This is a genomic window from Proteus sp. G2300 (assembly GCF_009915965.1).
Lineage (GTDB): Bacteria > Pseudomonadota > Gammaproteobacteria > Enterobacterales > Enterobacteriaceae > Proteus > Proteus vulgaris.
On sequence record NZ_JAABNK010000023.1, the window covers coordinates 329,522 to 342,723 of the forward strand.

The 13,202-nt window shown below is 34.7% G+C and carries 10 protein-coding genes and 1 tRNA gene; 5 read left to right on the top strand and 6 right to left on the bottom strand.

The annotated features are described in order from the left end of the window. Positions 1-72: 72 nt before the first annotated feature. Complete coding sequence (locus tag GWI97_RS13015; RefSeq protein WP_036936397.1) at positions 73-717, bottom strand: YchE family NAAT transporter; 645 nt, start codon at positions 715-717, stop codon at positions 73-75. Between the two features lie 513 nt (positions 718-1,230). Here GWI97_RS13015 and adhE point away from each other — a divergent pair. Then, entirely contained in the window at positions 1,231-3,897 is a 2,667-nt protein-coding gene (gene adhE / locus GWI97_RS13020) for a bifunctional acetaldehyde-CoA/alcohol dehydrogenase (RefSeq protein ID WP_036936393.1), read from the top strand. 1,240 nt (positions 3,898-5,137) lie between these two features. Here adhE and GWI97_RS13025 read toward each other — a convergent pair. Then, positions 5,138-5,734, bottom strand: coding sequence for a thymidine kinase (locus GWI97_RS13025; RefSeq protein WP_036936390.1), 597 nt, complete (start codon positions 5,732-5,734; stop codon positions 5,138-5,140). A 510-nt stretch (positions 5,735-6,244) separates the two neighbouring features. Between GWI97_RS13025 and hns the strand changes: the two genes are divergently transcribed. Then, positions 6,245-6,649, top strand: coding sequence for a histone-like nucleoid-structuring protein H-NS (hns, locus tag GWI97_RS13030; protein ID WP_036936387.1), 405 nt, complete (start codon positions 6,245-6,247; stop codon positions 6,647-6,649). 233 nt (positions 6,650-6,882) lie between these two features. On the opposite strand, the gene GWI97_RS13035 is transcribed toward hns, so the two are convergent. The 3 genes from GWI97_RS13035 to rssB all read right to left on the bottom strand — a co-directional run bounded on the left by GWI97_RS13035 (position 6,883) and on the right by rssB (position 10,253). Next, a complete protein-coding gene (locus tag GWI97_RS13035) occupies positions 6,883-7,890 on the bottom strand; it encodes an NAD-dependent epimerase (protein WP_036936384.1) in 1,008 nt (335 codons plus the stop codon). A 254-nt stretch (positions 7,891-8,144) separates the two neighbouring features. Continuing rightward, positions 8,145-9,056, bottom strand: a complete 912-nt coding sequence (gene galU / locus GWI97_RS13040) for a UTP--glucose-1-phosphate uridylyltransferase GalU (RefSeq protein WP_036936381.1) — start codon at positions 9,054-9,056, stop codon at positions 8,145-8,147. Positions 9,057-9,398: 342 nt separating this feature from the next. Next, a complete protein-coding gene (gene rssB, locus GWI97_RS13045; RefSeq protein ID WP_237585391.1) occupies positions 9,399-10,253 on the bottom strand; it encodes a two-component system response regulator RssB in 855 nt (284 codons plus the stop codon). Positions 10,254-10,402: 149 nt separating this feature from the next. Between rssB and GWI97_RS13050 the strand changes: the two genes are divergently transcribed. The 3 genes from GWI97_RS13050 to GWI97_RS13060 all read left to right on the top strand — a co-directional run bounded on the left by GWI97_RS13050 (position 10,403) and on the right by GWI97_RS13060 (position 12,102). Next, complete coding sequence (locus GWI97_RS13050; protein WP_161752016.1) at positions 10,403-10,876, top strand: YchJ family protein; 474 nt, start codon at positions 10,403-10,405, stop codon at positions 10,874-10,876. Positions 10,877-10,914: 38 nt separating this feature from the next. After that, on the top strand, positions 10,915-11,763 hold the full coding sequence (purU, locus tag GWI97_RS13055) for a formyltetrahydrofolate deformylase (protein ID WP_036936372.1): 849 nt from the start codon (positions 10,915-10,917) through the stop codon (positions 11,761-11,763). Positions 11,764-12,017: 254 nt separating this feature from the next. Then, positions 12,018-12,102, top strand: a tRNA-Tyr gene (locus tag GWI97_RS13060). Positions 12,103-12,134: 32 nt separating this feature from the next. Here the strand turns inward: GWI97_RS13060 and GWI97_RS13065 are convergent. Then, a complete protein-coding gene (locus GWI97_RS13065; protein ID WP_036936371.1) occupies positions 12,135-12,998 on the bottom strand; it encodes a helix-turn-helix domain-containing protein in 864 nt (287 codons plus the stop codon). Positions 12,999-13,202: the final 204 nt, after the last annotated feature.

A 13,202-nucleotide genomic window follows, 5' to 3' on the forward strand; every position in this document is an offset into this window, starting at 1 on the left:
TTATAAACATAAAAAATCGCAGTATTCAATAAAATACTGCGATTTTTAAAAATACGACTGTGTTGACAATATTTAAACTAACAAGCCTGGAAAAATAGAACGCAAGCCGGTCACAATAAATTCAATACCTAAGGACATTAATAATAATCCCATTATACGGGTTACCACGTTAATTCCCGTTTGCCCTAAGTATTTCACTAATAATGTTGCACTACGAAAAAGCAACCAACAACAGAATGCAAAAAAGATACTGGTTGCAGCTAATCCTAAAAAGTTAGTAAAACCTTCCCAGCGAGAACTCCACACAATACAAGAACTAATAGCTCCAGGCCCTGCCATTAAGGGTAATGCTAAAGGCACAACAGCAACACTACTACGTACTGCAGATTCATTTCGTTCTTGATTGTTTTGTTTATCTTCCCCTAAACGCCCATTTATCATCGTCATCGCAATAGTAACAATCAGCATACCTCCCGCGATACGAAACGAATCGATAGAAATACCGAAAATACTCAGTATAGAATCACCGATTAATAGAGAAGAAACCAAAATAATTGCAACGGAGCCATTTGCAATTAAGTTTGTTTTGTTTCGCCCTGCATCAGTTTGATAACTCGTCATACTAATAAAGACAGGTAAAATACCAATCGGGTTTACAATCGCAAAAAGACCAACAAAAAATTTAATATAACCGGATAAATCCAGCAGTGACCCCATGAAAAGCCCCTTCTTGGCTAATAAACATGCGAATTATTCTATAAAAGATAGAGTAACCCTAAAAAATCCGCGTTACTTTAAATCAATAAACCAGTTAATTCTATTAGTTAACAAGTTTTTACCTAAAATATTCTCTTGTAAACTGAGAAAAACCTAGTGGTTTAATTTTATATCGAAATATTGAATACAACAAAAAAATCGTTGATGATTTTTTGCATATGATTATCATTCTCATTAAGTGGCTTGCTGAAAGGTGTCAGCTTGTCAATTTTGTGATTTAAATCACGTTAATTAATTAGAAAGATGGTAAGCTGTTATCATTCGAAAAAGAGAGTGTCTTCGAAAATATATTTACGTTTATTATTGTTTTTTTTAAGTTTTTTAAGCAAATTAAGGCTTCTAATTATTATTACTGAAATAAGTACATTGTCATCTATCTAGACTATTCTTATTAATGATGATCAAAACGGCTAATTTGCTTAAAAAATTTAACATTTTATCAGGAGTCTCTTTATGTCTGTAACTAACGTTACTGAACTCAATGATTTGGTTGCTCGTGTAAAAAAAGCTCAACGTGAATTTGCTAACTTCTCTCAAGAACAAGTTGATGCAATTTTCCGCGCTGCTGCATTAGCGGCCGCTGACGCCCGTATCCCTCTAGCAAAATTAGCTGTGAAAGAGTCTGGTATGGGTATCGTCGAAGATAAAGTGATTAAAAACCACTTTGCTTCTGAGTATATCTATAATGCGTATAAAGACGAAAAAACCTGCGGGATCTTATCAGAAGATCTGACTTACGGCACAATGACCATCGCTGAACCTATTGGGATCATCTGTGGTATCGTACCAACAACTAACCCGACTTCTACTGCAATTTTTAAAGCATTAATTAGCTTAAAAACACGTAACGGTATTATTTTCTCGCCACATCCACGCGCTAAAGAAGCGACAAATCGCGCTGCAGAAATCGTTTTAAATGCGGCTATCGCAGCAGGCGCACCAAAAGATATTATCGGTTGGATTGATGAGCCTTCAGTCGCTCTATCTAACGCATTAATGCACCATGATGATATTAACCTGATCTTAGCGACAGGTGGTCCAGGCATGGTTAAAGCAGCGTATAGTTCTGGTAAACCAGCTATCGGTGTTGGTGCAGGTAATACGCCAGTTGTTATTGATGACTCTGCGGATATCAAACGTGCCGTAGCTTCAATCTTAATGTCTAAAACTTTCGATAACGGCGTAATTTGTGCATCAGAGCAATCTGTTATCGTTGTTGACAGCATTTATAAACAAGTTCGTGAGCGTTTCTCTACTCACGGCGGTTATATGCTGACAGGTAAAGAATTAAAAGCAGTTCAAGATATCATCTTAAAAGACGGTAACTTAAACGCAGCTATTGTGGGTCAACCTGCAACAAAAATTGCTGAAATGGCCGGCATTGAAGTACCAGTAAACACCAAAATTTTAATTGGTGAAGTAAAAGAAACAACAGAAGCAGAGCCGTTTGCTCACGAGAAATTATCTCCACTATTAGCAATGTATCATGCTCAATCATTTGAAGATGCAGTACTAAAAGCTGAAAAATTAGTTGAGATGGGTGGTATCGGTCATACTTCTTGCTTATACACAGACCAAGATAACTGCCCTGAACATGTTGCCTACTTCGGCGACAAGATGAAAACATCTCGTATTTTAATCAATACTCCAGCATCTCAAGGTGGTATTGGTGACTTATACAACTTTAAACTTGCTCCTTCTCTAACATTAGGTTGTGGTTCATGGGGTGGTAACTCCATTTCTGAAAACGTAGGACCAAAACACCTTATCAACACTAAAACCGTGGCGAAAAGAGCAGAAAATATGTTGTGGCATAAACTTCCTAAATCTATTTACTTCCGCCGTGGTTGTTTACCTATCGCACTGGAAGAGATCGCGACTGACGGTAAGAAACGTGCTTTTATCGTCACTGACGGTTTCTTATTCAATAACGGTTATGTTGATGAAGTTACTCGTGTACTGAAAAAATTTGGTGTTGAAACAGAAGTCTTCTTTGAAGTTGAAGCAGATCCAACATTAAGCGTTGTGCGTAAAGGCGCAGAGCAGATGAACAGCTTTAAACCTGACGTGATCATCGCATTAGGTGGTGGTTCACCAATGGATGCGGCTAAAATCATGTGGGTTATGTATGAGCATCCAGAAACACACTTTGAAGAATTAGCATTACGCTTTATGGATATCCGTAAACGTATCTATAAATTCCCGAAAATGGGTGTCAAAGCACAAATGGTCGCTATTACCACAACATCGGGTACAGGCTCTGAAGTCACACCTTTTGCAGTAGTAACGGATGATGAAACTGGCCAAAAATACCCATTAGCAGACTATGCATTAACACCAGATATGGCCATTGTTGACGCAAACCTTGTTATGAATATGCCGAAATCATTGTGTGCATTTGGTGGTTTAGATGCCGTGACTCACGCATTAGAAGCTTATGTTTCTGTATTAGCGAACGAGTATTCTGACGGACAAGCACTACAAGCATTGAAATTACTGAAAGAATATCTGCCAGCAAGTTATCATGAAGGGGCTAAAAACCCAGTAGCTCGTGAACGAGTGCATAATGCTGCAACTATTGCTGGTATTGCTTTTGCTAACGCATTCTTAGGTGTTTGTCACTCAATGGCGCATAAATTAGGCTCTGAGTTCCATATTCCTCATGGTTTAGCTAATGCGTTATTAATCTCAAACGTGATTCGTTATAACGCAAATGACAACCCAACAAAACAGACTGCATTTAGCCAATATGACCGTCCTCAAGCACGCCGTCGCTATGCAGAAATTGCTGACCACTTAGAACTTTCAGCACCTGGCGATCGTACTGCGGCTAAGATTGAAAAACTATTAGCATGGTTAGAAGAAATGAAATCTTCATTAGGCATACCGGCTTCTATTCGTGAAGCCGGTGTCCAAGAGAGTGATTTCTTAGCAAGAGTTGATAAGTTATCTGAAGATGCATTTGATGATCAATGTACTGGTGCTAACCCACGCTATCCACTGATTTCTGAACTGAAACAACTGTTATTAGATTCTTATTACGGTCGTGAATTTAATGAACATCCTGTTGTGGAAGTAAAAGAAGCATCAAAACCTGCTAAAAAAAGCAGTAAAAAATAATCGAGATACACTGTGTTAGTTTGATCCTCAAATTATCGATTATTTATTGTTAATAGAAACCCAGCCTAAATGCTGGGTTTTTTTATTGCTATTATTTTCTCTTTATATCTGCTCACTTTTCTATCATCTTAGCTTTTGTAATCAGATATGCACTGGTGGTTTTTTAATCACGAAATATACGTATTTACGCCTAAAAAGTGGGTATTATCTTTTAATAAAGAATGGAGCTTACTTTATTTAACCCTATATGGCCTTCATTGAGACGCTAAGCCCTTTTCTCTTTCATTCACCCATTTACATTACTTACCTTCAAAAAAAACGCTCTATGTGGATTACAGCGCCCGTCTAACTCCTCACCCTCTTCATTAGTTAGCATAATTATTTCATTTCAAACTAATTTGTCTTAATCAGGTAAATATAAACAACGGTTTTTAAAACCAAGATTATCGTTTTTTCGTTCATAGTAAGTTTTATTCTCTTTAGAAAAGGAGAAAGGTGAATCATTTTGATCCGTTTAGCTTTTAAATAACGATAAAAAAATATTGATATAAAATATTCCCACATCAACGACATTAATAATATTCATTTTATAATGTACATAATTTCAATAAAATATTATCAAAATATTGTATGTGTTTTGATTAAAGTAATAACCTGATAAAAGGTCGCTATTTGTACATTACACTAGGAAACATACTCCTTATGGAGTATAAAAAATGCAGATCCTTTCTGGTATTAAAATCCAGAGAGAAAGGCAGCTTATTTATTAGATAATGATTCAACCAAACCAATAAGCAGTATCAATAAGACACAGTATAAATGTTTCACTCTGTTAACCATAGATAAAAGAAATAGATTCACCTCCTACTATAACTATCTTTATTCAATTTTATTAAACTATGAATAACACTAGAGTATCAAATGTTTTTACGTCTTATCATTTGTCAAAAACAATATCAGCATCACAAAATAGGCAACCTACGTATATTTGATTATGTTTTTTTTGATTAATGATAATGAAATCTATGAAATAAATAAATCTCCTCTTAAAAAAAGGATATTTCTTTACATAAGGAAATCAAGCTGCCCCTCGTTTGATATAAAAAAAGCCAATAATTTGGCTAAATTTAAAAAACAGATAAACATTTTTTAGTATTTCGTAATATAAAGTTTTATTTGAATACTTATTTTAATCCCTCTTTTATCATTATAAATACGCAAAAGAGGGTGAAGAGAAAGGTTACTTTTGCTCGATACTTCCTTTTAGCGTTGCTTGAGTATAATGCTTACGACAAACTGAAACATATTTTTCATTTCCGCCAATTTCAACTTGAGCACCATCACTCAACACATTTCCTTTATCATCTAAGCGTAATACTTTATTTGCTTTTCTACCGCAGTAACACACCGTTTTAAGCTCCACGAGCTTATCTGCCCAAGCTAATAAATAAGCACTACCTGTAAATAATTCGCCTCTAAAATCGGTTCTTAAGCCATAAGTAAGAACTGGAATATCATAGCTGTCTGTTATTTCACAAAGTTGTTCTACATGAGCCTTACTTAAAAATTGGCATTCATCAATCAATACACAATGAATAGTTTGTTTGTTATGCTCAGCAACGATAACATCGCGAATATTCATATCATCACTGAAAAGCAATGCATCTGCACTTAAACCGATTCTTGAGCTCACTTTCCCCTTTGCAAAACGTGTATCAATCGCTGCCGTGAAAATCAATGTACGCATTCCTCGCTCATTATAGTTATAAGAGGATTGCAATAAAGATGTTGATTTTCCAGCATTCATAGCTGAATAATAAAAGTAAAGCTGAGCCATCAGCTCTCTCCTTAAATAGCGTTTATTTTCACGGGCGACAGTCTAACATAAACAATCTACAAGTTATCAATAACAAGTATTTATTGCCTTTATTTTTATTCTAGATATACCATTCAAAGATGAGAGTCATTGTTAATGCTAATTTTTGCTTAAAAAATAAATAGCTTTAATAAGTACTTAACATATTAAAACACGTCTTGATATACATTTATTAAAGTATGAAAGTTAACCCCAACTCATTTTTAGAAAAAAGTCCGTTATTATAAAAAAATGAACAAAGCTTTCTATTCTTTTACATTAGCGCTATCATCAGTTAAAAGATGCATCTACTTACTCATATTTCCTTTATTGACTAAAGATACCTCAACATTTATTATTTTTTTCGTCGAGATAATAGTTTAAAAAAAAAGAAATTTTACGTAAGGTTTGTATTTAGGTATTGCAGAAATTTAAATAGCAATCTATTATTAGTATTACATCAGCCAACAACATTTATTTGAGACCAGGAAAATGAGCGAATCTTTAAAAATATTAAATAACATCCGTACTCTCCGCGCACAAGCAAGAGAAACTTCTTTAGAAACTTTAGAAGAAATGCTGGAAAAACTCGAAGTTGTCGTTAATGAGCGTCGTGAAGAATTCTCATTAGAAAAAGCAGCTGAAGAAGAGCGTATTCAGAAATTACAAAAATACCGTGAAATGTTAGAAGAAGCCGGTATTGATCCAACAGATTTACTTGAAGCAAGTGCTGTTAATAAAACTGGACGCGCTAAACGTGCCGCTCGCCCAGCTAAATATTCTTATGTTGATGAAAATGGTGAAACTAAAACTTGGACAGGCCAAGGTCGTACACCAGCTGTAATCAAACGTGCAATTGACGAAGAAGGCAAATCATTAGACGATTTCCTTATCTAATTTAAGTCAATACTCTATTTGAAATACCCTTTTAAATATTTAAAAGGGTATTTTCGTGTTTGACCGCTTATATTAAACAAGCGTTTAATTTTAATATGTGCTGATGTTGTTTTTATATAAAGCAGGAACAAAAAATAGAGGGTGAGATAACTACGTTATTGACTTTCATTTATAATGAGAAAAGGAGCTTTTTATAACTCCTTTTTTTATTGGGTTCAATTAAACCAACAACATTAATTTTTATAATAGCTTAAATACCAATCAACAAACTGTTTCACACCGTATTCTACATTTGTATTGGGTGAGAAACCGGTAGCCTGTGATAAGTCTTGGCAATCGGCACAGGTAGAAAGTACATCACCATCTTGCATCGGCATTAAATTCAATTTTGCTTTAATATTTAATGACTTTTCAATTGCCTTAATAAAATCCATTAGTTTTGTTGGTTGCCCATTACCTACATTATAAATTTTATAAGGTGCTGAACTGGACGATGTTTCGCCTTTTTCCACCGTCCAGTTTTCATCCGCTTTAGGAACAATATCAATTAAACGAACGACGGACTCTACGATATCACTTACATAAGTGAAATCACGTGTCATATTTCCACCGTTATAAACATCAATATGTTCACCAGCAAGCATTGCCTTTGTGAATTTAAATAATGCCATATCTGGACGTCCCCAAGGTCCATATACGGTAAAGAAACGTAATCCAGTTGTGGGTAATTGGTATAAATGTGAATAACTATGAGACATTAGCTCATTGGCTTTTTTGGTCGCTGCATATAATGAGACAGGATGATCAACACTATCTTCCGTTGAGAACGGTTGCTTTTGATTCAAACCATATACAGAGCTTGAAGAAGAATAGATAAGATGTCCGACTTTATTATGGCGACACCCTTCTAATATATTAATATGACCAACAATATTTGCATCAATATAGGCCATTGGATTTTCAATCGAATAACGAACGCCAGGCTGAGCAGCTAGGTGAATAACACGATCAAACTGATGAGTAGCAAATAATTGAGCCACTTTTGTTGAATCAACGATATCAACTTTCTCAAATTCAAATTTTTCTAACTGTTGTAATTTAGCTAATCGAGCTTCTTTTAAGCGTACATCATAATAATCATTAAGATTATCTATTCCAACAACATGATAACCCATTTCAATTAAACGCTGACTTAAATGAGAGCCAATAAACCCCGCAGCACCTGTTACTAATATTTTCATATTATCACTCAAATAACCCAATTAATTATTATTCACGTCAACGTTATCATGCTTAATATCACCTTGATTAAACATCATAACGCTTAACATCATCATACTTTACAAAAATCAGTATGGCTCAATACTTAATGCATTGAGCCATACCTTAATCTCTTACTATCACTTTATCTAGCACTTCTCACAAGATCATCTATCGATGGCACACAATACTTTCACAATAACCAGACGATAAAAAACACCTTACAAAATGATGATTACTTAGCCTCATTTAATGATTTTAACCATTGTGCGAAATCTTCACCAAACTCTTCGTGCTGTATTCCGTATTCTACGAATGCTTTCATATACCCTAATTTATTACCACAATCGTGGCTTTTCCCTTGTAGGTGATAAGCCTCAACGGCTTCTTTTTCAATCAGCATCGCAATTGCATCTGTTAACTGAATTTCATCGCCAGCACCTGGCGCAGTTTTTGCTAATAATGGCCAAATACTTTCAGATAACACATAACGCCCCACAATAGATAAATTCGAAGGCGCATCTTCTTTTTTCGGTTTTTCGACAACACGCGTAATTGGTTTGCTATCACCTGGGCATAAATGTTCTCCCATGCAATCCACAATACCATAATTAGACACTTCATCTTCAGGCACTGGCTCAACTAAAATTTGACTGGCACCGGAATGCTCAAAGTGAGAAAGCATCTCTTTAAGGTTAACCTTGGTTAAATCTGCGCTGTATCTATCTAAAATGACATCGGGCAGGATAACTGCAAAAGGCTCATCACCAATTAAAGGTTTGGCACATAAAATAGCGTGGCCTAATCCTTTTGCTATCCCTTGACGAGTTTGCATGATAGTAACATGGCTTGGACAAATGCTTTGTACTTCTTCTAGTAGCTGACGTTTAACCCGTTTTTCTAAAATAGCTTCTAATTCAAAACTGGTATCAAAGTGGTTTTCAATAGAGTTTTTAGAAGAATGTGTGACAAGAACAATTTCATTAATACCTGCAGCAATACATTCATTAACCACATATTGAATAAGTGGTTTATCAACCACAGGCAACATCTCTTTTGGAATTGCCTTAGTTGCAGGTAACATTCTTGTCCCTAAACCAGCAACAGGGATCACCGCTTTTCTTACTTTACGCACTGCTGATGACATGATACTTCTCCTGCAATTCGTACCGTTCTATTTTCATATATGAATGGGTACATTAAAAATAATCGCCAGAGTATACCAGCTAATATCTAATGATAAACAGAGCCCTACCGCTTAATTGAGATAGTTCTTCATTTATGTTTAATATATGCACGATATTCTGTATTTATTTAATCTAAATTTAACTTTTATAGATAGGGGAAAACATTAATTTAATCTGATTTGTGTTATCCCAAATTTTACATTGCCAATTTGTTCCTTCACATTTTATTTGATTAATATATAAAAGTTGCAAAGTACCTAAGGGAACACCGCTATTCAATTCGAATTTTTTACTTTCTGTTTTTATTTCAGCTCGTAATCCTGCTGATGCCAATAATATATTTTTTTCTGCGTATGATAATACCCTAAAGCGATAGGAAATTGCCCTTTCACACCTATTTCATTCAGCATTTTATTAAGTTTATTCAGCATGTTATACATACTTGGAAGTGCGCGATTTTTTTCTGATGATTTTAATACATCATTAAATACCACTCTTAAAAGTAAAGCGACTAAAAGCCCATTTTCATCGTCTCGTGATATATCAACACAATAAAAAATAAGTTGATCTTCTGATAAGGCTGCAATATCAAATAACAATCCCATTTTAGCAATATCATTTAACTGACGATAATTAACACAATATCCTGCCACAATTTGCTTAACCTGAGGTTGCATCTGTTTTATGAATGACTGAATATAATGTGTCTCTTTTCGTAAGCTATTCCAAAGAGGTTCTAAATGTATGCCTTCTATTAATACCGATTCAAAAAAGCCAGGACATAATACTTCAATAACTTTTTGTTTTAATTTATCAAGATGTGTTATTGGCTTAAGAAAAATTTCTTGTGCCCCTAAGCGCAACATATCATCGACTTCAGCCATATTATCTGTACATGAAATAGCAATAACAGGAATAGCAAGTTTACGCTGTTCAAGGTGACATAAAAAAGTAGGGCCATTCATAACTGGCATGCGAATATCACATAAAATAAGATCAGGTAATAATCCCTTATCTAATAAAGATAGTGCTTGGCTACCATTATCTGTTGTATAGACACAGGCTTTCTCATGTGAGAAATATTCCGTCAGCATAGTGCGAAAAACAACCTCATCATCAATTATCAAGATTTTTTTACCCACTAAAGCTTTATTCATTGGTTACTCCAGCAACTATCGTTTCACATGCCGATTAATTAGCGATACATTACTAGTTTAGTTCAACATTGACGTTAATTATTCCCAATCGTTACTTTTTTCTATCAATGGGAAACCGTCATACAGATAACCAGAGTTAGGACATTATTTTGTCAAGTTTATGCCCCTGTAATAGTCAATTATTCTATCGTGATTGCTGCGAACCTTATCACCAAGATCAAAAAAATGCCCCTACAGCTGAGGCCTTAATGCGTTCACGTTACAGTGCTTTTGTTAAACATAAGGCTGAGTACTTAATAAAGACATGGCATCCCTCTTGTCGAGTAGCTTCTTTACACGATGAATTAGTTGCCGGCTTTCCAAATACGCAGTGGCTTGGCCTGAATGTTATTTCTACTCAAGAAGATCTTACAAAAAATGAAGCTTATGTTGAATTCTCGGCTTGCTTTATTGAAAGAAATGCCGATGATAAACAATACCTACACGAACGCTCACGTTTTTTAAAAATAGACGACTGTTGGTTTTATATTGACGGCATAAAACCCAAAGTAGAACGAAACGATCCTTGCCTTTGTGGCTCAGGACGTAAATACAAAAAATGTTGTGAAAATAACATCAGATAACTGCAAACATTGAAGTAAATGAAAGGATTTATCCATACATGCAACACCAAAATACTCAAAAAAAAATACTCCGTACTATTTGCCCTGATGCAAAAGGCCTAATCGCAAAAATCACCAATATTTGTTATAAACATCAATTAAATATTGTTCAAAATAGTGAGTTTGTTGATCATCGCACGGGTCGCTTTTTTATGCGAACTGAGCTTGAAGGCATCTTTAATGATGAGACTTTTCTTGCTGATTTAGATGATGCATTACCACAAGGTTCCCAGCGTGAATTAAATACCGCAGGTCGTCGTCGCATTGTGGTTATGGTGACCAAAGAAGCACATTGCCTTGGCGATTTATTAATGAAGAGCGCATTTGGTGATCTGGATGTAGAAATTGCCGCGGTTATTGGTAATCATGACACTTTAAAACATCTAGTCGAACAATTTGATATTCCTTTCCATCTAGTCAGTCATGAAGGTTTAACCCGCGACCAGCACGATGAGAAATTAATTGCACAAATCAATCAATACAAACCAGATTATGTCGTGCTTGCAAAATATATGCGTGTATTAACACCTGCATTTGTACAAAATTTTCCAAATCAAATTATTAATATCCACCATTCATTCTTACCTGCCTTTATTGGTGCTCGCCCTTATCATCAAGCCTATGAGCGTGGTGTGAAGATTATTGGTGCTACCGCTCACTATGTAAATGATAATTTAGATGAAGGCCCAATCATCACACAGAACGTGATTAACGTTGACCACACCTTCTCAGCAGAAGATATGATGAGAGCAGGTCGTGATGTTGAGAAAAATGTCCTTAGCCATGCTTTATATTGGGTGCTTTCACAACGTGTCTTCGTGTATGGTAACAGAACAATTATTTTATAAGTCTTCAAACCATTAATATTGAAGATATCATGGTTATCTAAAAATAAACCGCGATACAAAACATATCGCGGTTTATTTTATCTTCTCTTAATTTTCACGTTTTTACTTAAAATCAACATGATAGAGCATAAAACCTGAACAATGCGCACATTTTTACAGCAGTCAGTCTGTTTTTAGTAAAATAGCGCTTTACAGATCTTCGGTATTTGGTATTATTGCGCCCGCTGTCACGGACAGCAGAACAATTTAATGTTGGTGGGATACCCAAGCGGCCAAAGGGAGCAGACTGTAAATCTGCCGTCACAGACTTCGAAGGTTCGAATCCTTCTCCCACCACCATCTCTTCTTTGCTTCATCTTCTAAAATCTTCTCTATACCATTTTCTCAATCAGATCAATAAAACGATTCAATACACTTGAATGATACTTAGATTTATAAATATAACAGCTGTACAGTATTGCAGGCTGAGTTAAGGGAATAAAACAGAGTTCTCCGTCATACTCATCTTTCAATGGATTTTCATCTGTGAATAAAAGAGAATGGTGCGTCTGAATAAAACGTAAACAACAATTAAGATCATCCATTATTCTAACACAAACGGATTTTCCCTCCTCTCTTATTTCATTCTCTAATTTTTTTATTTTTGCTGTTTTGTATAATGCAGGATCACATAACCAAATATTTTTACTTAAGAGTCTATCAAGATTATTATTAACGCTATCAGCAAGCGCTTTCTGACAACAAATACCTAAATATTTATTGTCTATTTTATGAATAAGACTAAATTTTTCACTAATAATTTTTTCGGAGCTTAATATTAATGTATTTCCATCATAATCAGGTATTTCATCAAAATTTTCTTTTGAGAATCGCACTATATTTATATGGGAATAATTTTTATTAGCGGCCTGATAAAACTGTGTTAAATACTGGCTTTTTCCCCAATCATAATAAACATGAATACTATTATTAATAATACCTGAGATATGTTTTTTAGTTATCTCTTTTTCCTGAAGATACAGTGATTTTAAATCATTATAAAGCTCGAGCCCTTCTTGCGTTAAGCTCATACCAAACTTCTCGCGTTTGAACAAACGCTTTCCCAATACTGCCTCAAAGTCTTTTATAGACTTAGCAACTGGAGGTGTCGTTCGATTCATTACGCGAGCCGCTTTACTTAATGAACCATTTTCAACCACGGCCATAAAGGCTTCTAATTTACGAGAAAAAAACATAATTCACCATTCCTTTGCTGTGTTGAACAAAATAATTTCATTAATTCATTTAATGTAAATAAAATATAAATTAATTAATTTAAAAATTAATTTTTTATAAAAATAGCTTTATATAAATATTCTCTTACCTCCTTTTAATGAATACAATTTATAACTATAATGTTATTTTTATTATGTCATTATCCTTCACATATAAAGAATAAT

Coding starts and splice junctions, on each gene's coding strand:
- GWI97_RS13035 (WP_036936384.1), bottom strand. CDS start 7,890: ATGAAAATATTAGTAACAGGTGCTGCGGGGTTTATTGGCTCTCATTTA.
- GWI97_RS13025 (WP_036936390.1), bottom strand. CDS start 5,734: ATGGCTCAGCTTTACTTTTATTATTCAGCTATGAATGCTGGAAAATCA.
- rssB (WP_237585391.1), bottom strand. CDS start 10,253: ATGAATAAAGCTTTAGTGGGTAAAAAAATCTTGATAATTGATGATGAG.
- adhE (WP_036936393.1), top strand. CDS start 1,231: ATGTCTGTAACTAACGTTACTGAACTCAATGATTTGGTTGCTCGTGTA.
- purU (WP_036936372.1), top strand. CDS start 10,915: ATGCAACACCAAAATACTCAAAAAAAAATACTCCGTACTATTTGCCCT.
- GWI97_RS13065 (WP_036936371.1), bottom strand. CDS start 12,998: ATGTTTTTTTCTCGTAAATTAGAAGCCTTTATGGCCGTGGTTGAAAAT.
- hns (WP_036936387.1), top strand. CDS start 6,245: ATGAGCGAATCTTTAAAAATATTAAATAACATCCGTACTCTCCGCGCA.
- galU (WP_036936381.1), bottom strand. CDS start 9,056: ATGTCATCAGCAGTGCGTAAAGTAAGAAAAGCGGTGATCCCTGTTGCT.
- GWI97_RS13015 (WP_036936397.1), bottom strand. CDS start 717: ATGGGGTCACTGCTGGATTTATCCGGTTATATTAAATTTTTTGTTGGT.